Origin of the sequence: Streptomyces aurantiaciflavus (genome assembly GCF_049808595.1) — a bacterium.
GTDB lineage: Bacteria > Actinomycetota > Actinomycetes > Streptomycetales > Streptomycetaceae > Streptomyces.
In genome coordinates this window covers 1-24,705 of sequence record NZ_JBNCAQ010000054.1, presented here as the reverse complement: position 1 = coordinate 24,705, position 24,705 = coordinate 1, and the positions used below count along the sequence as shown (strand labels likewise).

Below are 24,705 nucleotides of genomic sequence, written 5' to 3'. Positions count from 1 at the left end.
TATTGTGCTATTCGGCGCAAGACTGTGACGCGTCTATTGTTCACTGTTGTGCGCCCGTCGCGCATTCGTCTGATTTCTGGACCTCTTCGGTGAAGGGGGGGAGGTGCTTCATGAATTCTGTATGGCAAAGTGTCGTGAGCGCGGTGACAGAAACCAGGATGGCCGCTTCGTACAGTGCGTCCTTATGTAAATCGCAGAGTTGTAGTCGGCATCCTTTGCCCCGTCCCCGTAGGCACTGCCTCTCCCCGGTCGGACTGACCCGTCACCGCGGATGATCCGCTCCAGAAGGGTGCAAGGCAGAGAACTCGACTCCACCCACTCGGGACAGCCTGCAACCTCCCTCGAACCGGGGCGGTTCAGCGGCACTCGCCGGAGTCCTCGAGCGCCTTGGTATAGGCCGCGATCAGTTTCTTCATCGCGCCGGTGTCGGAGTGATCGGGGGCGAACACCTGGATCACGGCGAACAGAGTCTGATCGGGATGATCCGAGGACTTGCACGACGCCGTGGTCTTCCCTACCGCACCCGTGCCCGAGTAGAGATAACGGCCGTCGTCCGTCACCTGGCCGTCGTCCATCCTGTCGTATCCGGCGGCGACCGTGGATGCGCTCTCCCCGTTGCTCCACCAGGTCCGGATCTGCCGAACAGAGAGTTCGCCATCGACGCTCACGTCACACCGTTTGGTCCCGCCGTTGGGAGATGAAGGCTTCACGGAAAGGGAATCACCCCCTGGCAGGAAGGCGTCGAGCAGCTCGGGGTCCAGTGAGATTCCGCAGAGGGCGCTGGGGGTCGTGTACTTCTTTTCCTCTTCTCCGCCTCCGCCTGAGCACGCGGAGAGAGCCAGCGCGCCGGTCAGCGCCAGGGTGACCGAAGCTCGGACGATTCGTGCGGGTTGGTTCGGTCGCAGGCGGAACAAGGAGAGTCCCTCTCGCATGGGGTCAGATATCGGTCTTGAGGTGTGGTGCCATGTATTCGGTGTTCGTCCCCGCGTCCCGGAAGCCGTCCTGCGCCGCCGCGCGCGCTCTTTCATCGATGCTGTTGTCCTGCAGGTCGGTCCGGTTGTGCGCCTTGGCAGCGAGTTCGGCAGCCCGCTCGGTGTACGCGGAGTTCGTCTCGAGGCCGCTTTCCCATTTCTCTCCGATGACGGCTCCGGCGTCATCCTGCGCATGGCCCTCTGCGTTCTGGAACAGTTCCTCGAGGATCATGCTGCTGACAGTGCTGGCCGCGCCGCCGGCCACAGCTCCGCCCACCGGGCTCGCGATGAACGTGACGCCGACGCCGATACCCGTTCCGACACCGCCTGAGACAGCGTTCTTCCACTGGGCGACGGAATCGTCGTAGGCGTCGTCGGATTCCTTGGCGGGGCCGGCGACTGCCTCCTGACGTCCGATGGCGAGTGTTCCCGAGATCTCGCCCGAACCGTGGGCAAGCTGCTCGATGGCGAACTGTGTGTCATTGGAGTACCGGTCGCCCGCTGCCAGATTCGGGTTCATGTGGTAGTCCATCAGGTTTGCCATGTAGTCCTTGTTCGCCACTTCGACGGCTGCGTAGCCTTCAGGGTTCTGCCCGACGGAAACGAGCAGCGCCGTGACGTCCCTGTGGTTGAGCGTGGCGGCAGTTCCGGCCACCGGGAACAGCCTGTTCGTGTCTGCGTCGGCGTCGTCCGTCATCGCCCGATTGATGTCCGGGAGATACTCCGACGTGATTTGTCCGATGCTGTCGGACATGTAGCCGTGGTCGGTGAGCCGTCCGGTGTCGTCCGAGATCGATGAAACGAGGCTCTCGAAGAGCTTCGCCTGCTCCTTGTTGTGGGCGGGCGTGTCCGGCGTCGGCAACTCGCCCGCAGGGTGACCCGTGGTGGCCGCCTCCAACGCCAGCGCCAGATTGTTCTGCCCGGTGTGAAGATCGTCTCCGTGGGAGTCCGTCTCCTGAGGCCAGTCCCGTTCCTCGAACAGGTACTGGAAGTTGGACAGAGTGACTTTCCCCTTGTAGTCGTTTTCGTCGTCCGAGTCCCGCTCGAAGGGGTTGTCCGGATTGTCCTTCGAGATGTACTCCTCGTTGAAGAACTGGGTCGCGGCGTCAGGGCTGTTGGAGAGTCCTTTCAGGAATCCCGTCAGCGGATCGGACCCGCTGTCCTCGCCTATGCGGTTCAGGTACTGCGTGGTGCCGGCGGCTCCGCCGAAGCTCCAGGCAAGGTTCTGCCGTTCACCGTTGCCGGTCAGTTTCCGCTCGGTCGCCATGAGCTCGGTGCCGTACCGGTTCAGGAACTCGTCGTCGTAGTCCCCGGCCCGCATGAGGTTGCTCATGACCTGGAAGCCCATGGGCCCGTTGGATCCGCCGATACGCTTCTCGCCGAGGCCGATCACGTTGTTCTTCCAGTCCGTCATCGCGGCGGAGTCGCTCTGGGAGGCGGTGGCGAGGGTGAGGCCGAGGTTCCGCTGCATGTCGTCAAGTTGTTCGAGACGATCGCGGAACACATGGGAGTTGGTGTACGGGCTCGTGACTCCCGTCCAGAACTCCAGGGTCTTCTGCGGGCCGAGATCCGTGGCGAACCGCTCGGCGAACAGGGGGTCCTTCCCATAGTCCTTGAGGCCGGCGTTGAGCCGGTCGAACTGCGCAGTCGTGAGATCCTCGGGATCCTTCTTGGCCAGCTCGGCCAGCTCGTCGGCCTTCTTGAGCGCCTCGGCGGCCTCGTCCCGGTCGTCGTAGTCCACGTCCGAGAACCCCAGCCTGCTCTGGTCGGCGATGGCCATCAGGACGGTGCCGGCCGACGTGTCGCTCGTGGTGGCCTGCTCCAGGATCTTCTGGATCTCGTCGCGCAGCGCGGTGATCTCGCCCTTGTTGTCCTGATCCTGCTGGGCCCGCCCCTCCGGCGGGACGTTGGACGTGACGGTGAAGCCGCCCTCGTAGCCGATCACCGTGAGGTGCTTCTGGCGGGCTCGCTCCAGGGCGTCGTCGAGTTGCCCCTTGTATTTCTTCAGCTCGTCCCGGGTGTCCCTGAGGATCTTGTGGATGGACGAGGCCTGGCTGTGGGCGTCCGTGAACTCGCCGGCCGTCTTGCCGATGAACTCCTTCGACACCGTGGCGTTGTAACCCGCCCAGTTGGCCTTGTTGGCGGCGCCGTGGAGGCCCTTCTCGGCGGACTCCATCAGTGTTTCCAGGTCGCCGACCATCGTGGACCAGTCGTCGACGGCGTCGTCGAGCAGAGCGAAGTCGATGTTCCGGAGGGCGTCGAGATCCATCAGTCCTTCTTGCCCTTCTTGTCATCCTTCTCGCCGTACACCGAGTTCGGCTCGCCGGGTTTGCCGACGCGTTCGTCGAAGCCCGCGTCCAGCACGTCGATGCTGCTCATCTGGCGGCGGATGTAGTGGTCGTCGTCGGCGTGCAGCTTCTTCGTGACGGTCATGTGGTTCGAGATGTGCGCGCACGCGTCCCTGAGGGAGCCCAACTGCTCGTCCCAGCGGAGCGCGACATGCTGCAGCGCGCTGCCCAGGGCGAAGCCCCCCTTGCTGAGGACGCCGGCGGCACTCTCGCTCGTGGGGACCGCCCGCCGCCCTTTGTCCCAGAGGTCGTTGTAGAGATCGAAGGCGTGGCTGCCGATGTTCGCCAGGTCGGTCTGGTTCGCCCTGAGCTCGCCGTACTGACCGGGGTCCGGCGCGGGGCGTACAGGGCCGCTGCCGGGATCCAGCTGGTTCAGCTGCATGTGGGGCGCGCCGCCCGAGGCCGCCTCCGCCTTGAGCTGTTCCCATTCGTCCCACGCCATGCGCGTGCCCCTTCCCCGTGTCCCCGTGTCCCCGTCAAAGCCCGCGCATCGGGCGGGCGTTCCTGTCGGCTACCAACAGGCCAGATCCGTGAGCTCGATTCAAGCGAGTTCACGGATCTCACCATACTTTCCACAAATCACTGGAGGGCGGCTTGACAGCGCAGAGCGTGCCCCTGTGATGCGACCGCCTCTCACATCTGGGCAGCCAGTGAGAACGTCCACACGGCCATGCCCACCATGAGCGCGGCGCACATGAACGCCACGATCCGCTTCGACCGGTACTCCGAGTCCGACGGTTCGTTCGCCTCCGGATCCCGGAACCGCCGGGCCTGGAACCGCCACCACAGCGCCCGCTGGTCGGCCGCTCCGAGCCCGGCGAGCACCCCGGCCAACAGGAGAAGGAAGATCCCCACACCGACCATCAGTACGTCCTTCCCGACGACCGGTACGACATCTCAGTACGTCCCTTCCGGCGCCAACCCCACCTGGATCAACGGCTTTCCACGACGCCGCGAGACGAAGACGCCCCGCCCCGCGGGCATCGGCCGGGGCCGCACGCCGCCGAGGACGTCTCCCTCTGCGGGGTCGCCCGCCAGCACCACGCCCTGCGCGCCCAGTTCCTTGATGCGCTGCATGAACGGCTCGTACGCGGCCCGTCCCGCGCCGGCCGTGGACCGCGCGATGACGAAGCGCACGCCCACGTCCCGGGCGAACGGCAGCAGTTCCGTGAGTCCGGCCAGCGGGTTTCCGCTGGACGTCGAGACGAGGTCGTAGTCGTCGATGACGACGAACACGTTCGGGCCCTGCCACCAGCTGCGGTCCCGCAGCTGCTGTGCCGTGACGTCCGCGGTCGGGGTGCGGCGCTGCATCAGGTTGGCCAGGGCGGACATGTGGTGGTCCATGGCGTTGGACATCGGGATGTACTCGGCCAGGTGGGAGGACGGGGTGACGTCCAGCAGGGAGCGCCGGTTGTCGACCACGAACAGCTTGCACTCGTCGCCCGAGTAGCGTTCCGTCAGCTGCTTGATCAGCAGGCGCAGGAGGTTCGACTTGCCCGACTCGCTCTCGCCGAAGACGAGGAAGAACGGGTCCTGCTCGAAGTCGACGAAGACCGGTTCGAGGGCGTTCTCGTCGAGGGCGAAGGCCACACCCTGGCGCGGGAGGCGGTTGCCCGCGGGCAGCTGGGCGGCCGGGAACTCCCGGGGCAGCAGCCGTACTTCGGGAGCCGGCGGTGCCTGCCAGTGCCGGGAGACCTCCGTGGCCAGCGCCTGCGTGGCGTCGGAGAGGTCGGTGTCCGAGGCGAGCCCGTCGATGCGGGGGACCGCCGCCATGAAGTGCAGCTTCTGCGGGGACTGACCGCGGCCCGGGACGCCCACCGGGACGTTGGCGGCGACCTTGCGGTCCATCTCGGAGTCCATGGTGTCGCCGAGCCGCAGCTCCAGACGGTTCATCAGGTGGTCCTTGAGGTTCGCCCGGACCTCCATCGACCGGGACGCCGTCAGGACGACATGGATGCCGTAGCCCAGGCCGCGCGCCGCCATCTCCAGGACGACCGGCTCCAGCGTCTCGTAGTCCGCCTTGAAGTTGCCCCAGCCGTCGATGACCAGGAAGACATCGCCCCAGGGCTGGTCGGTGACCGAGATCTCGCCCCGGGCCCGCCGGGCCCGGAAGTCGCCGATCGACGGGATCCCGGCCGAGCGGAAGTACTCCTCGCGGCGGGTCAGCACGCCGTACACCTCGGCCACCGTGCGCCGCACCCGCTCCGGGTCCAGACGCGAGGCCACCCCGCCCACGTGCGGCAGGCCGGCCACCGCGGCCATGCCGCCACCACCGAAGTCGAGGCCGTAGAACTGCACCTCGTACGGCGTGTGGGTGAGGGCGAAGGAGCAGATCAGCGTGCGCAGCAGGGTCGACTTGCCGGACTGCGGGCCGCCGAGGATCTGCATGTGGCCGGCCGCGCCGGAGAAGTCCACCCAGAGGGCGTCACGGCGCTGCTCGTACGGCTTGTCCACCAGGCCGACCGGGACGACCAGACGGCCCGCGCCCTCGTAGCCCGGCTGGGTGAGACCGCGGTCCTGCACCGCCGTGAGGCCGGGCAGCAGGGCGTCGAGCGAGGGCGGGCTGTCCAGCGGCGGCAGCCACACCTGGTGGGCGGCCGGACCCTGCGCCTCCAGCCGGCGCACGATCACGTCGAGGACCGTGTCCGCGAGGGCCTCGTCGACCTCGGGTTCGTCGCCGGACCGCTGCTGGGGCACCTGCACATACCGCACCGGCACCTCGGCCGCCGTGAACAGCACCGGCCGCCGGTCCACCGGCAGCGGGCCGCCGCCGAGCGCCGCGCGCTGCGCGCCCGAACGGTAGACGCCGGAGACGTACGCCGCCTTGAACCGCACCATCTCGCCCGTGCCGAACTTCAGGAAGCCGGAACCCGGCACGTTCGGCAGCTCGTAGGCGTCGGGGACGCCCAGCGCCGCGCGCGACTCGGCCGCCGAGAAGGTCCGCAGACCGATGCGGTACGACAGATACGTCTCCAGGCCGCGCAGTCGGCCCTCCTCCAGGCGCTGCGAGGCCAGCAGCAGGTGCACGCCGAGCGAGCGGCCGATCCGGCCGATCTGAACGAACATCTCGATGAAGTCCGGCTTCGCCGTCAGCAGTTCGCTGAACTCGTCGATCACCAGGACCAGGGAGGGGATCGGCTGCAGCGGGGCGCCGGCCGCGCGCGCCTTCTCGTAGTCGTGGATGTTGGCGTAGTTGCCGGCGTCCCGCAGCATCTCCTGGCGGCGGTTGAGCTCGCCGCGGATGGAGTCGCCCATGCGGTCGACCAGGGTCAGGTCGTCGGCCAGGTTGGTGATCACGGCCGCTACGTGCGGCATCTGCGCCATGCCGGCGAAGGTCGCGCCGCCCTTGAAGTCGGCGAGGACGAAGTTCAGCGTCTCCGAGGAGTGCGTGACCGCCAGGCCCAGCACCAGCGTGCGCAGCAGCTCGGACTTGCCGGAACCGGTCGCGCCCACGCACAGGCCGTGCGGACCCATGCCCTCCTGCGCGGCCTCCTTGAGGTCGAGCATCACGGGCCGGCCGTCCTCGCCGACGCCGATCGGCACGCGCAGCCGCTCGGCCAGCGAACGCGGCCGCCAGGTGCGCCGGGTGTCGACGGAGGCCGCGTCGCCGAGGTTGAGCAGGTCGGTGAACTCCAGGTTGGCCAGCAGCGGTTCGTCGTCGTCCCCGCCGGACGCCATCCGCAGCGGGGCCAGTTGCCGCGCGAGCACCTCCGCGGACTCGTACGACAGCACGTCGGGCGTCCCCTCGTAGACGACTCCGTGCCCGGACTCCAGATGCAGCGCGCCGGGCTGTACGACGATGGAGAGCTCGCCGCCGGCGCCGGTCAGTTCGCCGGGGACGACTTCGAGGACCGTCACGCCCTGGAGGCCCTCGGGGTTGGCCAGGAGCGAGTCCGAGGTGAGCGAGACGCCGTCGAGGAGGACGACGATGTGCGGCTCGTCCGGCAGGGGCGTGGCGTTCGGGTGGAACCGGGGTCGGCCGCTGAGCCGGGACGCGATCATGTTCTCCAGCTCGCGCGGGTCACTGCCGATCAGCCGGCGGCTGCCCGCGCCGTCGACGGCGTCGGAGGCCTGGACGTGCGGGAGCCACTTGGCCCACTCCCAGTGCGCCAGCTCCTCCCGGCCCGCCGCGACGACGAGGACCAGGTCCTCGGGGGAGTGCAGCGCGGCCAGCGAACCGGCCAGGGCCCGGGCGGAGGACCGTACCGACTGCGGCTCGCCGCTGATCGTCACGTGGTAGAAGGCCCGCAGGGAGACGGCCATCGGCAGGTCGTCGAGGGTGCTGTGGACGGCGAGGAAGCGCTGCAGGGCGCCCGCCGTCAGCGGCTCCAGCTGCTCGACGGGCCCGGTGTCGGGGGCGACGAGCGCGGTGGCGAGCGCCTGAGGGCCGAGGCCGATGCGGACCTGGGCGAAGTCCTCGTCGCCGGGCCGCCGTTCCCACACCCGGCTGCCCTCGGCGACCAGCGCCCACAGCTGGTCGGGGGAGGGGTGGAGGTAGTACTGCGCGTCCCGTTGCGCCCTCGCGGTGTCGAGCGTGGTGCGGCGGGTCTGCGCGAGGTAGCTCAGATAGTCGCGGCGCAGGTCCGCCAACTGCCCCTGGGTGCCCCGGCGGAAGCGGACCACCATCGCGACGGACATGGCGATCGTGGAGGCGATCATGACCATGCCCATGATCCTCATGAACGGCTGCCCGCTCGTGAAGAAGAAGACCACCGAGCCGCCCATGCCGAGGGTCGGCAGGAGTTGCATCAGCACGCTCTCCTGGTGCCCCCGCGGCAGCTCGGGCGGAGGCTGCACGGCGATCTCACCCGTGGGCACCTCGGACGGCAGCGACCGAGGCGGCCGCTTCACGACGATGTGGCTCACTGCTCACCAATTCCCTTGGCGGCCACGGGAAAGTACCGTCCGCCACCCCGTGTCAGGCGGACGCAGGCCGCCGCGTGATCCTACTGACTTCTCGTGTGACGAGGGGGCGGTAGGGTGCCGGATGTTCGCGTGAGCACATGCGACATGGGCTGTGGACGCCGGGACATTCCGTGTGATTCGGAACGCTTCGGCGCTCGGCGGCCGCCTCACGGCGCCTGTTCCGCCGCCCGGCCGGACCCACGGGTCCCACGGGGCGCGGACCGGCGCAGGATCTTCACACCGCCGACGCGGAACCATCACTGAGGGGGAGCAGCAGGTGAGCATCACGGCCTCCGCGGCAGCCACCGGAGGAGGGCACGGAACGGGAGCCGCCTCCGGGACCGGGCTCGGCTTCTGCCGGGTCACGATCGTCGCGCCCGACAGCAGGATCGACGTGGCCCTGCCCGACGACATCCCGGTCGTCGACATCTACCCGGAGATCCTCAGGCTCTCCCGGCAGAGCCCCGCCGAGGGCGCCCCGGTCGGCTACCACCTGGTGCGCCGGGACGGCAGGGTCCTCGACGGCTCGCGCTCGTTCGCCGCCCAGCACATCCTTGACGGCGAACTGCTCACGCTGCGCCCCTTCTCCGAGTCGCTGCCCCCGGCCGTCTACGACGACGTCTCCGAGGCGGTCGCCTCGGCCGTGACCCGCGAACACACCCTGTGGGGCGGCGACCTGACCCGTGCCGCGGGCCTCGTCGGCGGCGGCGTCCTGCCGGTCCTGCTGGCCTTCGTGGCCTGGATGGGCGACCCGCGCCACGACATGCACTCGCTGCCCGGCGTCCTCGCCGCGGTCGCCGGCGTCCTCCTGGTGGCCCTCGCCTGCGTACGGGCCCGTGTCTACGACGACCGGCCCTCGGCCATCGCCCTGGGCCTCGGCGCTCTGCCGAACATCGGGGTGGCCGGCTCCGGACTCCTCCCGCTCGCCGACGGCCAGGGCATCGGCAAGCTCCAGTTCCTGCTGGCCTGCGCGGCGGTGCTGATCGCCGCGGTGCTGCTCACCCTGTGCTCGCCCGGCGGCGACGGCCCGTTCGTCGCCTGTGTCGTCGCCTCCGGCGTGGGCCTGGCCGCCGTGTTCGCGGGGATCCTCGCGCACTGGACGCCGTCCGAGATCGCCGCCCTGTGCGCCCCCCTCGGCGTGGGCGCCCTGGCCTTCCTGCCCGGCCTGTCCATGCGCTTCGCCCGGCTCCCGATCGGCTACGACGCCCAGGCCTCCGCCCCGCGCAGCGCCTACGGCACCGATCCCGCCCCCCAGGAGCCCGTCGACGTCGAGCGGATCACCGCCCAGGCCCGCCGCGGCCACGAACTCCTGGTCGGTCTGGTCGGCGGCTGCGCGGTCGTCGCCGTCGGCTCCTGCGCCGTCCTCGGTTTCTCCGACGGTGTCTGGGCCCAGCTGCTCGCCCTCGCCGTGGGCGTCGCCCTGCTGATGCGCGCCCACCTCTTCCGCTACACCGCCCAGGTCGCCCCCGTCCTGGTCGCGGGCCTCGGCTCCCTCGTACTGCTCGGACTCGGCCTGGCGCTCAACCCGCCCGTCTCGGTGTTCCGCGACGCCCTGACGGGCGACCGCACCGACCTGGACATCCGCACGATCTGGCTCATCGCGGCGATCGCCGCGGCGACCGCCATCGTCACCGCGATCGGCCTGATCGCCTCGCGGGGCGGCGTCACCCCGTTCTGGGGACGCTTCACGGAGATCGCCGAGGGCTTCGTCCTGCTGACCCTGGTGCCGCTGGCACTGGCCGTCTTCGACGTGTACGCGACCGCCCGGTCGATGACGAGCTGACCCGGTGCGCACGGCCGACGACGAGCTGAACGCACCGCAGGGAAAGGAACGTCGAGCGTGAGCTTCGGCCCACCCCCGTCCATCTACACCCAGTCCACCGTGACCGCGGACGCCGCCCGCGCCAAGCGCCGCCGGCAGCTGTTGGTGTGGCCGCTCGCCGTCGTGCTCGTCGCGGCGCTCGGCACCGGCGGCTGGCTCGTGTGGGGCCGTGACAGCGGCGGTACGGAGCCCACGACGCGGGCCGCCACGGGGCAGGGCCGCCTCGACGTCCGCGAGACGGTCGAGCAGCAGCCCACGAGCACGGTCGGGAAGATGGCCTTCCGCTTCTCCGTGGACGACCTGAGCCCCGGCGAGCACTACGAGATGCCGGGCATGTGGGCCACGGACACGATCCTCGCCAAGGGCATCAACAAGACCGTCGTCGGCCTGACCATCGGCACCGACGCCTCCCCCGGCGACGAGAAGTGGAAGCTCCCCCTCAACGGGCCCATCTGCGGCTACACCCGCCATGTCACCGGCGAGAACCGCACCGCCGTGCTCTACCGCGCCAACGCCGAGAAGGACTCCTACTGCAACCACGTGGCCTTCTTCGACCTCGACGACGGCCGCGCGGTCTGGCAGAGCGACTTCCCCTTCTCCGACTACGGCGACTCCCCGGGCACCCCCAAGAACGGCGAGAGCCAGGACACCCCGAGCGTGACCCTCACCCACGGCACGGTCGTCGTGACCTGGGGCGGCGGCACCGACGCGTACTCCATGGACACCGGCAAGCGCCTGTGGCGCACCACCTCCACCGGCGCCTGCCAGGACATGGGCGCCGCCGGCGGAGGCGCGCTGATCATCCGTCAGCAGTGCTGGAACGACGACGACAGCCTCCCCGTCGACTCCCTGGAACGCGTCGCCTACAAGGCCCGCAAGGTGGACCCCGGCACGGGCCGGACCCTGTGGACCTACTCCGCCGCCAAGGGCATCCGCGACCTGAACATCCCCTCCGCCGACCCGGCCGTCCTCGCGGTCCAGGCCGGCGAGATCGGCATCTCCGAGATGCTCTCCCTCGACGACCGGGGCAGCAACCGCGCCACGATCCGCCTGCAGAACGGCACGTACGAGGGGGAGTGCTCGTACGACGACTACCTCGTCGTCGACGACTGCCCGACCGTCGCCGTCGGCGCCGGCCAGGTCTTCCTGCGCAGCAAGGAGACCGGCGACCAGGCCAACGCCAACTGGGTCATCGGCTTCGACCTCGCCACCGGGAACACCACGAAGAAGTTCGACTCCGGCCCCGGCGCGCTGCTGTACCCGGTGCGGATGAGCGGCGACCGGCTGCTCGCCCTGCGCGAGACCGACGACCACATCTCCCCCAGCGCGCTGGTGGCCCTGGATCCGAAGACGGGCGAGGAGACCCCGTACTTCTACTTCGACCTGCCGGACGAGGCCGCCCTGCTCACCATGACGGACCACAACGACGTCGTCGTCCAGGACGGACGCCTCTTCCTCGGCGCCAAGAACGCCGACGGACCCGCCTCCGGGAAGGCCTGGACGTATCTCGTCCTCGGCATCGAGAGCGGCGCGGCGAAGAAGCCGTGACCGCCCGTGTGCGGCGGCCGGCGCGCGCCGGCCGCCGCAATGGCTACTGCGCCGTCAGCCCTCCGTTGTGCGGCGCCGGCTCCAGATCGAACTCGCCGTCCCGCGCACCCAGGACGAAGGCCCGCCACTCCGCCTCCGTGTAGCGCAGCACGGTGTCCGGGTCGAGCGACGAGCGCATCGCCACGGCCCCGCCGGGCAGGTACGCGATCTCCACGCGCTCCTCGTGCTCCTCCGTACCCGGCGCGCACTGCCACTCGACGCCCGAGATGTCGAGCGCGTACAGCTCGTCGCGCTCCCGCTCCTTGCGGGCCTTGACGTCCTCGTTCGTTTCCTCCGCCATGGCGCGGCGACCCCTTCCCGACGCACGGATGATCCCACCGTTCACCCTAGTGGCAGCGCCCCTGCTGCCCACACGCTTCGGGAACCGGTGCGAAGACGGTCCCGGCCTGCTGGTACTCTGGCTGACGGCCGTTTGTGTACGCACCCCCGGAGCACCCGCTCTGGAGGCCGCGCCCAGCGGATCCCCGCCATCCCGAGTAACGGAAGCTCCCCCGAGACGCAGACCGGGGGCACTCGGTGGCCATCCACAGATTTCGAGGAGTACGCGTGTCGCTCGACGCCGCAGTGAAGAAGCAGATCATCTCCGAGTTCGGTACCAAGGAGGGTGACACCGGCTCCCCCGAGGTCCAGGTCGCTCTGCTGTCCCGTCGGATCTCCGACCTGACCGAGCACCTCAAGACCCACAAGCACGACCACCACTCCCGCCGTGGCCTGCTGATCCTGGTCGGTCAGCGCCGCCGGCTGCTGCAGTACCTGGCGAAGAAGGACATCCAGCGCTTCCGTACGCTGGTCGACCGCCTCGGCATCCGCCGTGGTGCGGCGGGCGCCAAGTAAGACGCCGTGAGGGGAGCGGTTCCCGTGACGATCGGGGGCCGCTCCCTTTGCCGTACGTACGGAAACGTGCGGAGTGTCACTCACGCTTTGTAGTGTGGTAGCACAACGCAATACGGACGACACAGCACGACAAGAAGAGGAGGAGCGCACCTCGCCGCCGCCGGTCCTCGGTAGTGGCCCCCGGGGGGAAGTCAGCCCCGGGTGCTTCGATCGAAGACCGGCCCGCACCAGACGGAGCGCTTCTCCGCCACCGTCCCCCTGCCACACGGGCAGGCGAGGGGCGAAAGACGACAAGTAACGGAGAAAACGCTAGTGGAGAACGAGACCCACTACGCCGAGGCCGTCATCGACAACGGTTCCTTCGGCACCCGCACCATCCGCTTCGAGACGGGCCGCCTGGCCAAGCAGGCCGCCGGCTCCGCCGTGGCGTACCTGGACGACGACACCATGGTGCTGTCGGCCACCACCGCCTCCAAGAACCCCAAGGACCAGCTCGACTTCTTCCCGCTGACGGTGGACGTCGAGGAGCGGATGTACGCCGCCGGCAAGATCCCCGGCAGCTTCTTCCGCCGTGAGGGCCGCCCCTCCGAGGACGCCATCCTCACCTGCCGCCTCATCGACCGCCCGCTGCGCCCGTCCTTCAAGAAGGGCCTGCGCAACGAGATCCAGGTCGTCGCCACGATCATGGCGCTCAACCCCGACCACCTGTACGACGTCGTCGCGATCAACGCCGCGTCCGCGTCCACGCAGCTGGCCGGTCTGCCCTTCTCCGGCCCGATCGGCGGCGTCCGCGTCGCGCTGATCAACGGCCAGTGGGTCGCGTTCCCGACGCACACCGAGCTCGAGGACGCCGTCTTCGACATGGTCGTCGCGGGCCGCGTCCTGGAGGACGGCGACGTCGCGATCATGATGGTCGAGGCCGAGGCCACCGAGAAGACCGTCAAGCTGGTCGAGGGTGGCGCCGAGGCGCCGACCGAGGAGGTCGTCGCCGCCGGTCTGGATGCCGCCAAGCCCTTCATCAAGGTGCTCTGCAAGGCCCAGGCCGACCTCGCCGCGAAGGCCGCCAAGCCGACCGCCGAGTTCCCGATCTTCCTCGACTACCAGGACGACGTCCTGGAGGCGCTGTCCGCCGCCGTCCGCCCGGAGCTCGCCTCCGCGCTGACCATCGCGGGCAAGCAGGAGCGCGAGAGCGAGCTCGACCGCGTCAAGGCGCTCGCCGCCGAGAAGCTCCTGCCGGAGTTCGAGGGCCGCGAGAAGGAGATCTCCGCCGCGTACCGCTCGCTCACCAAGCAGCTGGTCCGCGAGCGCGTGATCAAGGAGAAGAAGCGCATCGACGGCCGCGGTGTCACCGACATCCGCACTCTGGCCGCCGAGGTCGAGGCCATCCCGCGGGTGCACGGCTCCGCGCTGTTCGAGCGTGGCGAGACCCAGATCCTGGGCGTCACCACCCTCAACATGCTCCGCATGGAGCAGCAGCTGGACACCCTCTCCCCGGTGACCCGCAAGCGCTACATGCACAACTACAACTTCCCGCCGTACTCCACCGGCGAGACCGGCCGCGTCGGCTCCCCGAAGCGCCGTGAGATCGGCCACGGCGCCCTCGCCGAGCGCGCCCTGGTCCCGGTCCTGCCGACCCGCGAGGAGTTCCCCTACGCGATCCGTCAGGTGTCCGAGGCCCTCGGCTCCAACGGCTCGACGTCGATGGGTTCGGTCTGCGCCTCCACCATGTCGCTGCTGAACGCCGGTGTGCCGCTGAAGGCCCCGGTCGCCGGTATCGCCATGGGCCTCATCTCCCAGGAGATCGAGGGCGAGACGCACTACGTCACCCTCACCGACATCCTCGGTGCGGAGGACGCCTTCGGCGACATGGACTTCAAGGTCGCCGGCACCAAGGAGTTCGTGACCGCCCTCCAGCTCGACACCAAGCTGGACGGCATTCCCGCCTCCGTCCTGGCCGCCGCGCTCAAGCAGGCCCGTGACGCCCGCCTCCACATCCTCGACGTGATGATGGAAGCGATCGACACGCCGGACGAGATGTCCCCCAACGCGCCGCGGATCATCACCGTGAAGATCCCGGTCGACAAGATCGGCGAGGTCATCGGCCCCAAGGGCAAGATGATCAACCAGATCCAGGAGGACACGGGCGCCGAGATCACGATCGAGGACGACGGCACCATCTACATCGGCGCCGCCGACGGCCCCTCCGCCGAGGCCGCCCGCGCCACGATCAACGGCATCGCCAACCCGACGATGCCCGAGGTCGGCGAGCGCTACCTGGGCACGGTCGTCAAGACCACGACCTTCGGCGCGTTCGTCTCGCTCCTGCCCGGCAAGGACGGTCTGCTGCACATCTCGCAGATCCGCAAGCTGGCCGGCGGCAAGCGCGTGGAGAACGTCGAGGACGTGGTCGGCGTGGGCCAGAAGGTCCAGGTCGAGATCGCCGAGATCGACTCCCGCGGCAAGCTCTCCCTCATCCCCGTGATCGAGGGTGAGGAAGGCTCCACCGACGAGCAGAAGGACGACACCGACAAGTGACGTCGAGCAGCTCCAAGGCGACGGCCCGCACCTCTTCGGAGGCGCGGGCCGTCGCCCGTACCCAAACCCTCATCAAGGGCGAGAACGGCACCGGTACGGTCCGCAAGACCACCCTGCCCGGCGGCCTGCGCATCGTCACCGAGACCCTGCCCTCGGTCCGCTCCGCGACCTTCGGCATCTGGGCACACGTCGGCTCCCGCGACGAGACCCCCGCCCTGAACGGCGCCACGCACTACCTGGAGCACCTGCTCTTCAAGGGCACGGCCCGGCGTAGCGCGCTGGACATCTCCTCCGCCCTCGACGCGGTCGGCGGCGAGATGAACGCGTTCACGGCCAAGGAGTACACGTGCTACTACGCGCGCGTGCTCGACGCCGACCTGCCGCTCGCCATAGACGTCGTCTGTGACATGCTCACGGGCTCCCTCATCCTCGAAGAGGACGTCAACGTCGAGCGCGGCGCGATCCTCGAGGAGATCGCGATGACCGAGGACGACCCGGGCGACTGTGTGCACGACCTGTTCGCGCACACCATGTTCGGTGACCAGCCCCTCGGCCGCCCGGTCCTCGGCACGGTCGACACGGTCAACGCCCTCACCGCCGACCGCATCCGCCGCTTCTACAAGAAGCACTACGACCCCACCCACCTCGTGGTCGCCGCCGCCGGCAACGTCGACCACAACAAGGTCGTACGTCAGGTCCGCGCCGCCTTCGAGAAGGCCGGCGCCCTCACCGACCACCACGCCACACCCATCGCCCCGCGCGCCGGCCGGCGCACGCTCCGCACGTCGGGCCGCGTCGAGCTGATCGGCCGCAAGACCGAGCAGGCGCACGTCGTCCTCGGCATGCCCGGCCTGGCCCGCACCGACGACCGCCGCTGGGCGCTCGGCGTGCTGAACACCGCGCTGGGCGGCGGTATGTCCTCCCGGCTCTTCCAGGAGGTCCGCGAGAAGCGCGGCCTGGCCTACAGCGTGTACTCGTACACATCCGGCTTCGCCGACTGCGGTCTGTTCGGCGTGTACGCCGGCTGCCGGCCCAGCCAGGTGCACGACGTGCTGAAGATCTGCCGCGACGAGCTCGACCACGTCGCCGAGCACGGCCTGTCCGACGACGAGATCGGCCGCGCCATCGGCCAGCTGAAGGGCTCCACCGTTCTCGGCCTGGAGGACACCGGTGCGCTCATGAACCGCATCGGCAAGAGTGAGCTGTGCTGGGGCGAGCAGATGTCCGTCGACGACATGCTGACCCGGATAGCGGCGGTGACCCCGGACGAGGTCCGCTCGGTGGCCCGCGACATCCTGGGACAGCGCCCGTCGCTGTCGGTCATCGGCCCGCTCAAGGACAAGCAGGCGTCCCGTCTGCACGAGGCCGTGGTCTGACACCCGTCCGTCTTCGGAAAGCACCTTCGGTAAGGAAGCAAGAGATGAGCAAGCTGCGCGTGGCGGTCCTCGGCGCGAAGGGCCGCATCGGTTCCGAGGCGGTACGGGCGGTCGAGGCCGCCGAGGACATGGAGCTGGTCGCCGCCCTGAGCAGCGGCGACAAGCTGGAGACGCTGGCGGAGACCGGCGCCCAGGTCGCCGTCGAACTGACCACCCCGGCGTCGGTCATGGGCAACCTCGACTTCTGCGTACGGCACGGCATCCACGCCGTCGTCGGCACCACCGGCTGGACCGACGAGCGCCTCGCGCAGCTCAAGGGATGGCTGGCCCAGTCCCCGGAGACCGGCGTGCTCATCGCGCCGAACTTCTCCATCGGGGCCGTACTGACCATGAAGTTCGCGCAGATCGCCGCGCCGTACTTCGAGTCCGTCGAGGTCGTCGAGCTGCACCACCCGAACAAGGTGGACGCCCCCTCCGGCACCGCCACGCGCACCGCCCAGCTCATTGCCGAGGCCCGCCGCGCGGCCGGTTCCGCCCCGGCCCCGGACGCCACGGTCACGGCGCTGGAGGGCGCCCGCGGCGCGAACGTCGACGGCGTCCCGGTGCACGCCGTACGGCTGCGCGGACTGCTGGCCCACCAGGAGGTCCTGCTGGGCGGCGAGGGGGAGACCCTCACCGTCCGCCACGACTCCCTGCACCACAGCAGCTTCATGCCGGGCATCCTGCTGGGTGCCCGCCGCGTGGTGACGACCCCGGGCCTGACCTTCGGCCTGGAACACTTCCTCGACCTGAACTGAGCCCGACAGTCATGCGCGCGAAGCTCTCCTACGCCCTCACGGCCGCCGTCCTGGTCTTCTACTTCGCCCTGGTCGGCAGCCGCGGCGTCATGCTCATCCAGTCCGGCACGCTCCTCACCGTCACCTTCGGCGTGGCGGTGCTGATCCTGCCGGTCATCGGCGTCTGGTTCCTTTGGAAGAACACCCAGTTCGTCCGCAGGGCCAACCAGCTCGCCGCCGAACTCGACGCCGAGGGCGGCCTGCCCGTCGACGAGCTGAAGCGCACCCCCAGCGGGCGGATCGACCGTGACTCGGCCGACGAGGTGTTCGCCCGGCGCAAGGCCGAGACGGAAGCCGCCCCCGACGACTGGCGCACCTGGTTCCGCCTCGCCGTCGCCTATCACGACGCCCGGGACACCCCGCGCGCCCGCAAGGCGATGCAACGCGCGATTACTTTGCACCAGACGGCACGGCAGCAGGCCGCGACCTGACGCACACGGCTGTGGGCCCGGTCGACATGTGCCCCACCGGCCCCCACCCGGGTGCGGGTGCCGGCCGGGGTCCGGGCCGCCCCGCCCCCACCGGGGGTGGGGCCGGGGTCCACTGGGCCCGCCGGGCCCCACAGCCGTGTCCGTGTCCAGGCGGTGCTCAGGGCCGCCGGTACTCCTCGGCCCACGCCTCCAGCGCATCCGTCGCCCGGTCGAACGCCTCGACCCGCGCCAGGAAGTCGGCTCCGTGCGTGGTCAGCAGCAGCATGGTGTCCTCAGCGGCCCGGTCCCGCCGTACGAGCGTCAGGGCCTGGCCCTGCACGGTCCGCGGCAGTCCCAGCCAGCGCACCGGCTGCTGCACGGTCCGCACGGCCACGATCCGGTCCCAGGGCACCGTCCGCGTGCGGGAGAAGCCCACGTGCCGCAGCCCGCGCGCGCTCACCCACACGCCCATCCGCAGCAGCCGCAGCGCACCGGCGATCACCAGCAGCGAGATCCCGAAGACCGCACCGGCCTCCGACATCGAGGCGGTCAGCGCGATCACCACCGCCGCGAACAGCACGTACGAGGCGAGCAGCAGACACAGCGCGGCCACACCGACCCGCCAGGGCCCCGGGCGATAGGGGCGCCGCCAGCGGTCAGGGTCGTCGAAGGGCAACGCGACGTCGTCGGCTGCCTCGAATGCGCGGTCGGCCGTCAGGAAGGGCAGGGGCACGGGCGGGTCCTCACTCAGTCCATGCATGAGCTGTGCCCGGTGAGGCTATCCGCCTGTGTCTGCACCCACCACCTTCGGGGGTCCGGATGGAGTCAGCGCCCCTGAGAGGCCTGTGACTGCTGAGTCTGCGCGGAGTGATCCAGGGTCAGCGCCGGCATCCCGATGACCAGGGAACCCACCAGCGCGGCCACGATGGTGAGCCCGAGGAGCCAGCGCCCGGCTATCTGGCCGGCGGAGGCCCGCTCCGGGGGCGGGGGCGCGACATTACTGCGGAACGTGTCGGCTTCGGCGAGGAAGGCGAAGGGTACGGGCTCGCGCCGACGGAACATGGCTGGTTCGTCCTCCTTGGGTCGTGGAGTGGACGTGGTCACTGATACAGACGAGCGAGTGCCCGAAAACGTGCCCCATTTCACGAGACGTCCCGTAAGAATCTCGTGGCACACCCGTGAGTACCCGTCTCGGAAGCCCCGTGGAGGCCCCCGTAGAGTTGGCGCCGCTCTCAAGCCGCACTGGGAAGGACCCCGCACCGTGACCGACAGGCCCGCCGACGAACCCAAGATCTTCACTCGCAGCGACGTCACCGTCGAGCTGGTCAAGCACACCGCGTCCGACGCCGACGTGCTGTTCGCCGCCCGTGTCTCGACCGCCGGCGAGCAGTCCCTGGACGAGCTGAACAAGGACCCGGAGCGCTCCAAGGGCCTGATCAACTACCTGATGCGGGACCGCCACGGCAGCCCCTTCGAGCACAACTCGATGACCTTCTTCATCAGCGCCCCGATCTTCGTCTTCCGCGAGTTCATGCGGCACCGCGTGGGCTGGTCGTACAACGAGGAGAGCGGCCGCTACCGCGAGCTCCAGCCCGTCTTCTACGTCCCCGACGCCTCGCGCAAGCTCGTTCAGCAGGGCCGCCCGGGCAAGTACGTCTTCGTCGAGGGCACCGAGGCCCAGCAGGAGCTGGTCGCCCGCACCATGGAGGACACCTACCGGCAGGCCTACGAGGCCTACCAGGAGATGCTCGCCGCCGGCGTCGCCCGCGAGGTCGCCCGCGCGGTCCTCCCCGTCGGCCTGTTCTCCTCGATGTACGCGACCTGCAACGCCCGCTCCCTGATGCACTTCCTCGGCCTGCGCACCCAGCACGAGCTGGCGAAGGTCCCCTCCTTCCCGCAGCGGGAGATCGAGATGGTCGGCGAGCGGATGGAGGCCGAGTGGGCGAAGCTCATGCCCCTCACCTACGCGGCCTTCAACGCCAACGGCCGGGTCGCCCCGTAGCTGGAGACGTATGTACGGATCAGCCTGGCGAAGTGTCCGTATTGCGGCATTTAGAGAAGTTCATCTAGCCTGATCAAACGGACCCGGCACTGCTTGAACCCCCGAGCAGGCAGTGCCGGGTTCCACATTTGTCGCAACTTGTCGCCCGCCCCGAGGGAAGACCCCGCCCTGAGCAACGAGTAGCGTGGTACCCATGGCTCCGACCTCCACTCCGCAGACCCCCTTCGGGCGGGTCCTCACCGCCATGGTCACGCCCTTCACGGCGGACGGCGCACTCGACCTCGACGGCGCACAGCGGCTCGCCACCCACCTGGTGGACGCAGGCAACGACGGCCTGATCGTCAACGGCACCACCGGCGAGTCCCCCACCACGAGCGACGCGGAGAAATCGGACCTGGTACGAGCCGTCCTGGAGGCCGTCGGAGACCGCGCCCACATCGTGGCCGGCGTCGGCACCAACGACACCCGCCACAGCATCGAGCTGGCGCACGCGGCGCAGAAGACGGGCGCACACGGCCTCCTGGTCGTCACCCCGTACTACAACAAGCCCCCGCAGGAGGGCCTGTACCGCCACTTCAAGGCCGTCGCCGACGCCACCGAGCTGCCGGTCATGCTCTACGACATCCCCGGCCGCAGCGGCGTCCCGATCAACACCGAGACGATCGTCCGGCTCGCCGAGCACCCCCGGATCGTCGCCAACAAGGACGCCAAGGGTGACCTCGGCCGCGCCGGCTGGGCCATCGCCCGCTCCGGCCTGGCCTGGTACTCAGGCGACGACATGCTGAACCTGCCGCTGCTCTCCGTGGGCGCGGTCGGCTTCGTCTCCGTCGTCGGCCACGTCGTCACCCCCGACCTGCGCGCCCTCGTCGACGCGTACGTCTCCGGCGACGTCCAGAAGGCCACCGAGATCCACCAGAAGCTGCTCCCGGTCTACACGGGCATGTTCCGCACCCAGGGCGTCATGACCACGAAGGCCGCGCTCGCCCTCCAGGGCCTGCCCGCCGGCCCGCTGCGCGCGCCCATGGTCGAGTGCTCGCCCGAAGAGATCGAGCAGCTCAAGATCGATCTTGCCGCAGGCGGGGTACAGCTCTGACATCAGACTTCACAACTGAATACAGCAGGCCACCGGTGCCTGCGCCGTTCCACACGACAACTGCTTCTGCACGCACGTCACGCGCGCCACGTGCCCGACCGGTACGTGGCGTGCGTGGTTGAGGAGAGTCTTTTGAGTCATCCGCACCCTGAACTGGGCCCGCCCCCGCCGCTCCCCGAAGGCGGCCTGCGGGTCACCCCGCTCGGCGGCCTCGGCGAGATCGGCCGCAACATGACGGTCTTCGAGTACGGCGGTCGCCTGCTGATCGTCGACTGCGGAGTGCTCTTCCCCGAGGAGGAGCAGCCCGGAATCGACCTGATCCTGCCGGACTTCTCGTCCATCCGGGACCGCCTGGACCAGATCGAGGGCATCGTCCTCACCCATGGCCACGAGGACCACATCGGCGGCGTCCCCTACCTCCTCCGCGAGAAGCCGGACATCCCGCTGATCGGCTCCAAGCTGACCCTCGCCCTCATCGAGGCCAAGCTCCAGGAGCACCGCATCCGCCCGTACACCCTCGAGGTGGCGGAGGGGCAGCGCGAGCGCATCGGCCCGTTCGACTGCGAGTTCGTCGCGGTCAACCACTCCATCCCGGACGCCCTCGCGGTCGCCATCCGCACACCCGCCGGCATGGCGGTCCACACGGGCGACTTCAAGATGGACCAGCTCCCGCTGGACAACCGGCTGACCGATCTGCACGCGTTCGCACGTCTGAGCGAGGAGGGCATCGACCTCCTTCTCTCCGACTCCACCAACGCGGAAGTCCCCGGCTTCACCCCGCACGAGCGCGACATCTCGAACGTCCTGCGCCAGGTCTTCGCGAGCGCCCGCAAGCGGATCATCGTGGCCAGCTTCGCCAGCCACGTCCACCGCATCCAGCAGATCCTCGACGCGGCTCACGAGTACGGCCGCCGGGTCGCCTTCGTCGGCCGCTCGATGGTCCGCAACATGGGCATCGCGCGCGACCTGGGCTACCTGAAGGTCCCGCCGGGCCTGGTGGTGGACGTCAGGACCCTCGACGACCTCCCCGACCAGGAGGTGGTCCTGGTCTGCACGGGCTCCCAGGGCGAACCGATGGCCGCCCTGTCCCGCATGGCCAACCGCGACCACCAGATCCGCATCGTCGACGGCGACACGGTGATCCTGGCGTCCTCGCTCATCCCCGGCAACGAGAACGCGGTCTACCGCGTGATCAACGGCCTGACCCGCTGGGGAGCGAACGTCGTCCACAAGGGCAACGCCAAGGTGCACGTCTCCGGCCACGCGTCCGCGGGCGAGCTGCTGTACTTCTACAACATCTGCCGCCCGAAGAACCTGATGCCGGTGCACGGCGAATGGCGCCACCTGCGCGCCAACGCCGAACTGGGCGCGCTCACCGGCGTCCCGCACGACCGCATCGTCATCGCCGAGGACGGCGTCGCCGTCGACCTCGTCGAGGGCAAGGCCAAGATCTCCGGCAAGGTCCAGGCTGGTTACGTGTACGTCGACGGCCTCTCGGTCGGCGACGTGGGCGAGCCGGCCCTCAAGGACCGGAAGATCCTGGGAGACGAGGGCATCATCTCGGTCTTCGTGGTCGTGGACTCCTCCACCGGCAAGATCACGGGCGGCCCGCATGTCCAGGCCCGCGGTTCGGGTATCGAGGACTCGGCCTTCGCGGACGTCCTCCCGAAGATCACCGAGGTCCTGGAGCGCTCGGCCCAGGACGGTGTGGTCGAACCCCACCAGCTGCAGCAACTCGTCCGCCGCACCCTGGGGAAGTGGGTCTCCGACACCTATCGCCGCAGGCCGATGATCCTCCCGGTCGTCGTGGAGGTCTGACCCCGCGGACGACCCCTCGTACGCGCGAACTCGGAGCGGGGCACCTCGATTTGCATCGGGGCGCCCCGCTCCAGTACGTTTACGGCTCCGCCTGAACGGGAACCCGGTCGCCTCGTGCGTGCCTGGGACCAACCCCGGGAGGGGCGGGAAAACCGACTCAGAACTTCTGATAAAGTCGGAACCGCCGGAAAGGAAACCGCGAAACAAAAGCGGGAACCTGGAAAGCGCCGAGGAAATCGGATCGAGAAAAGATCTGATAGAGTCGGAAACGCAAGACCGAAGGGAAGCGCCCGGAGGAAAGCCTGAGAGAGTCTCTCGGGTGAGTACAAAGGAAGCGTCCGTTCCTTGAGAACTCAACAGCGTGCCAAAAATCAACGCCAGATATGTTGATACCCCGTCCCCGGCAGTGATAGCCGAGGATGAGGTTCCTTTGAAAAAACACAGCGAGGACGCTGTGAGCGAGAGGATTATTCCTCCTCTCGTTCCGCTCTCGTGTGTGTGCACCGGATTACCGGTAAACATTCACGGAGAGTTTGATCCTGGCTCAGGACGAACGCTGGCGGCGTGCTTAACACATGCAAGTCGAACGATGAAGCCCTTCGGGGTGGATTAGTGGCGAACGGGTGAGTAACACGTGGGCAATCTGCCCTTCACTCTGGGACAAGCCCTGGAAACGGGGTCTAATACCGGATACCACTCTCGCGGGCATCTGTGAGGGTTGAAAGCTCCGGCGGTGAAGGATGAGCCCGCGGCCTATCAGCTTGTTGGTGAGGTAACGGCTCACCAAGGCGACGACGGGTAGCCGGCCTGAGAGGGCGACCGGCCACACTGGGACTGAGACACGGCCCAGACTCCTACGGGAGGCAGCAGTGGGGAATATTGCACAATGGGCGAAAGCCTGATGCAGCGACGCCGCGTGAGGGATGACGGCCTTCGGGTTGTAAACCTCTTTCAGCAGGGAAGAAGCGAAAGTGACGGTACCTGCAGAAGAAGCGCCGGCTAACTACGTGCCAGCAGCCGCGGTAATACGTAGGGCGCAAGCGTTGTCCGGAATTATTGGGCGTAAAGAGCTCGTAGGCGGCTTGTCACGTCGGGTGTGAAAGCCCGGGGCTTAACCCCGGGTCTGCATTCGATACGGGCTAGCTAGAGTGTGGTAGGGGAGATCGGAATTCCTGGTGTAGCGGTGAAATGCGCAGATATCAGGAGGAACACCGGTGGCGAAGGCGGATCTCTGGGCCATTACTGACGCTGAGGAGCGAAAGCGTGGGGAGCGAACAGGATTAGATACCCTGGTAGTCCACGCCGTAAACGGTGGGAACTAGGTGTTGGCGACATTCCACGTCGTCGGTGCCGCAGCTAACGCATTAAGTTCCCCGCCTGGGGAGTACGGCCGCAAGGCTAAAACTCAAAGGAATTGACGGGGGCCCGCACAAGCAGCGGAGCATGTGGCTTAATTCGACGCAACGCGAAGAACCTTACCAAGGCTTGACATACACCGGAAAACCCTGGAGACAGGGTCCCCCTTGTGGTCGGTGTACAGGTGGTGCATGGCTGTCGTCAGCTCGTGTCGTGAGATGTTGGGTTAAGTCCCGCAACGAGCGCAACCCTTGTTCTGTGTTGCCAGCATGCCCTTCGGGGTGATGGGGACTCACAGGAGACCGCCGGGGTCAACTCGGAGGAAGGTGGGGACGACGTCAAGTCATCATGCCCCTTATGTCTTGGGCTGCACACGTGCTACAATGGCCGGTACAAAGAGCTGCGATACCGTGAGGTGGAGCGAATCTCAAAAAGCCGGTCTCAGTTCGGATTGGGGTCTGCAACTCGACCCCATGAAGTCGGAGTTGCTAGTAATCGCAGATCAGCATTGCTGCGGTGAATACGTTCCCGGGCCTTGTACACACCGCCCGTCACGTCACGAAAGTCGGTAACACCCGAAGCCGGTGGCCCAACCCCTTGTGGGAGGGAGCTGTCGAAGGTGGGACTGGCGATTGGGACGAAGTCGTAACAAGGTAGCCGTACCGGAAGGTGCGGCTGGATCACCTCCTTTCTAAGGAGCACTTCTAGGCAGCCGCAAGGCTGTCCAGAGGCCAGTACATCGGCGAACGTCCGGTGCTGGTTGCTCATGGGTGGAACGTTGATTATTCGGC

The 24,705-nt window shown here is 68.5% G+C and carries 18 protein-coding genes and 1 rRNA gene; 11 read left to right on the top strand and 8 right to left on the bottom strand.

Features of this window, described 5'->3' with window-relative positions:
- Positions 1–356: 356 nt before the first annotated feature.
- From ACPT94_RS39655 to eccCa, 5 genes are all read right to left on the bottom strand, one after another.
- On the bottom strand, positions 357–914 hold the full coding sequence (locus ACPT94_RS39655; protein WP_360345566.1) for a hypothetical protein: 558 nt from the start codon (positions 912–914) through the stop codon (positions 357–359).
- Between the two features lie 22 nt (positions 915–936).
- Positions 937–3,240, bottom strand: coding sequence for a hypothetical protein (locus ACPT94_RS39650; protein ID WP_425247989.1), 2,304 nt, complete (start codon positions 3,238–3,240; stop codon positions 937–939).
- A complete protein-coding gene (locus tag ACPT94_RS39645) occupies positions 3,240–3,761 on the bottom strand; it encodes a hypothetical protein (protein ID WP_425247988.1) in 522 nt (173 codons plus the stop codon). Before ACPT94_RS39645 ends, ACPT94_RS39650 begins: the two co-directional genes overlap by 1 nt.
- Positions 3,762–3,952: 191 nt before the next feature.
- Positions 3,953–4,183 carry a DUF6199 family natural product biosynthesis protein gene (locus ACPT94_RS39640; protein ID WP_360345571.1) on the bottom strand — a complete coding sequence of 77 codons (231 nt, stop codon included), beginning with the start codon at positions 4,181–4,183 and terminating at the stop codon, positions 3,953–3,955.
- A gap of 33 nt (positions 4,184–4,216) precedes the next feature.
- On the bottom strand, positions 4,217–8,185 hold the full coding sequence (gene eccCa, locus ACPT94_RS39635) for a type VII secretion protein EccCa (protein WP_360345573.1): 3,969 nt from the start codon (positions 8,183–8,185) through the stop codon (positions 4,217–4,219).
- A gap of 316 nt (positions 8,186–8,501) precedes the next feature.
- Between eccCa and eccD the strand changes: the two genes are divergently transcribed.
- Positions 8,502–10,007, top strand: a complete 1,506-nt coding sequence (eccD, locus tag ACPT94_RS39630; RefSeq protein ID WP_425247987.1) for a type VII secretion integral membrane protein EccD — start codon at positions 8,502–8,504, stop codon at positions 10,005–10,007.
- Between the two features lie 57 nt (positions 10,008–10,064).
- Positions 10,065–11,594 carry an outer membrane protein assembly factor BamB family protein gene (locus ACPT94_RS39625; protein ID WP_425247986.1) on the top strand — a complete coding sequence of 510 codons (1,530 nt, stop codon included), beginning with the start codon at positions 10,065–10,067 and terminating at the stop codon, positions 11,592–11,594.
- Between the two features lie 43 nt (positions 11,595–11,637).
- Here ACPT94_RS39625 and ACPT94_RS39620 read toward each other — a convergent pair whose 3' ends face one another.
- Complete coding sequence (locus tag ACPT94_RS39620) at positions 11,638–11,934, bottom strand: DUF397 domain-containing protein (RefSeq protein ID WP_425247985.1); 297 nt, start codon at positions 11,932–11,934, stop codon at positions 11,638–11,640.
- A 266-nt stretch (positions 11,935–12,200) separates the two neighbouring features.
- On the opposite strand from ACPT94_RS39620, the gene rpsO reads away from it, so the two are divergent.
- From rpsO to ACPT94_RS39595, 5 genes are all read left to right on the top strand, one after another.
- A complete protein-coding gene (gene rpsO / locus ACPT94_RS39615; RefSeq protein ID WP_043504552.1) occupies positions 12,201–12,488 on the top strand; it encodes a 30S ribosomal protein S15 in 288 nt (95 codons plus the stop codon).
- A 312-nt stretch (positions 12,489–12,800) separates the two neighbouring features.
- Positions 12,801–15,023: a polyribonucleotide nucleotidyltransferase gene (locus ACPT94_RS39610; protein WP_360345581.1), complete on the top strand. Its 2,223-nt coding sequence runs from the start codon at positions 12,801–12,803 to the stop codon at positions 15,021–15,023.
- A complete protein-coding gene (locus ACPT94_RS39605; RefSeq protein WP_360345583.1) occupies positions 15,020–16,399 on the top strand; it encodes a M16 family metallopeptidase in 1,380 nt (459 codons plus the stop codon). Before ACPT94_RS39610 ends, ACPT94_RS39605 begins: the two co-directional genes overlap by 4 nt.
- Positions 16,400–16,443: 44 nt before the next feature.
- Positions 16,444–17,196 carry a 4-hydroxy-tetrahydrodipicolinate reductase gene (gene dapB / locus ACPT94_RS39600; protein ID WP_360345585.1) on the top strand — a complete coding sequence of 251 codons (753 nt, stop codon included), beginning with the start codon at positions 16,444–16,446 and terminating at the stop codon, positions 17,194–17,196.
- Positions 17,197–17,207: 11 nt separating this feature from the next.
- Entirely contained in the window at positions 17,208–17,666 is a 459-nt protein-coding gene (locus ACPT94_RS39595; RefSeq protein ID WP_360345587.1) for a hypothetical protein, read from the top strand.
- A gap of 157 nt (positions 17,667–17,823) precedes the next feature.
- On the opposite strand, the gene ACPT94_RS39590 is transcribed toward ACPT94_RS39595, so the two are convergent.
- Together ACPT94_RS39590 and ACPT94_RS39585 are read right to left on the bottom strand one after the other, a co-directional pair.
- The gene (locus tag ACPT94_RS39590) at positions 17,824–18,378 is read right to left on the bottom strand and encodes a YdbT family protein (protein ID WP_360345589.1); all 555 of its coding nucleotides are present in this window, start codon (positions 18,376–18,378) and stop codon (positions 17,824–17,826) included.
- Between the two features lie 92 nt (positions 18,379–18,470).
- On the bottom strand, positions 18,471–18,707 hold the full coding sequence (locus ACPT94_RS39585) for a hypothetical protein (RefSeq protein WP_360345591.1): 237 nt from the start codon (positions 18,705–18,707) through the stop codon (positions 18,471–18,473).
- Positions 18,708–18,906: 199 nt separating this feature from the next.
- Between ACPT94_RS39585 and thyX the strand changes: the two genes are divergently transcribed.
- From thyX to ACPT94_RS39565, 4 genes are all read left to right on the top strand, one after another.
- Positions 18,907–19,647 (top strand): FAD-dependent thymidylate synthase, encoded by a 741-nt coding sequence (gene thyX, locus ACPT94_RS39580; protein ID WP_360345593.1) that lies wholly within the window; start codon positions 18,907–18,909, stop codon positions 19,645–19,647.
- 193 nt (positions 19,648–19,840) lie between these two features.
- Positions 19,841–20,740, top strand: a complete 900-nt coding sequence (gene dapA, locus ACPT94_RS39575) for a 4-hydroxy-tetrahydrodipicolinate synthase (protein ID WP_360345595.1) — start codon at positions 19,841–19,843, stop codon at positions 20,738–20,740.
- A gap of 132 nt (positions 20,741–20,872) precedes the next feature.
- Positions 20,873–22,558: a ribonuclease J gene (locus ACPT94_RS39570; protein ID WP_360345597.1), complete on the top strand. Its 1,686-nt coding sequence runs from the start codon at positions 20,873–20,875 to the stop codon at positions 22,556–22,558.
- 521 nt (positions 22,559–23,079) lie between these two features.
- Positions 23,080–24,605 (top strand): 16S ribosomal RNA (locus tag ACPT94_RS39565).
- Positions 24,606–24,705 lie beyond the last annotated feature (100 nt).

What these genes read in the sequence shown, in the direction of transcription:
- ACPT94_RS39650 (WP_425247989.1), bottom strand. Translation starts at nt 3,240, where the DNA reads ATGGATCTCGACGCCCTCCGGAACATCGACTTCGCTCTGCTCGACGAC.
- ACPT94_RS39645 (WP_425247988.1), bottom strand. Translation starts at nt 3,761, where the DNA reads ATGGCGTGGGACGAATGGGAACAGCTCAAGGCGGAGGCGGCCTCGGGC.
- ACPT94_RS39640 (WP_360345571.1), bottom strand. Translation starts at nt 4,183, where the DNA reads ATGGTCGGTGTGGGGATCTTCCTTCTCCTGTTGGCCGGGGTGCTCGCC.
- ACPT94_RS39620 (WP_425247985.1), bottom strand. Translation starts at nt 11,934, where the DNA reads ATGGCGGAGGAAACGAACGAGGACGTCAAGGCCCGCAAGGAGCGGGAG.
- dapB (WP_360345585.1), top strand. Translation starts at nt 16,444, where the DNA reads ATGAGCAAGCTGCGCGTGGCGGTCCTCGGCGCGAAGGGCCGCATCGGT.
- ACPT94_RS39595 (WP_360345587.1), top strand. Translation starts at nt 17,208, where the DNA reads ATGCGCGCGAAGCTCTCCTACGCCCTCACGGCCGCCGTCCTGGTCTTC.
- ACPT94_RS39585 (WP_360345591.1), bottom strand. Translation starts at nt 18,707, where the DNA reads ATGTTCCGTCGGCGCGAGCCCGTACCCTTCGCCTTCCTCGCCGAAGCC.
- dapA (WP_360345595.1), top strand. Translation starts at nt 19,841, where the DNA reads ATGGCTCCGACCTCCACTCCGCAGACCCCCTTCGGGCGGGTCCTCACC.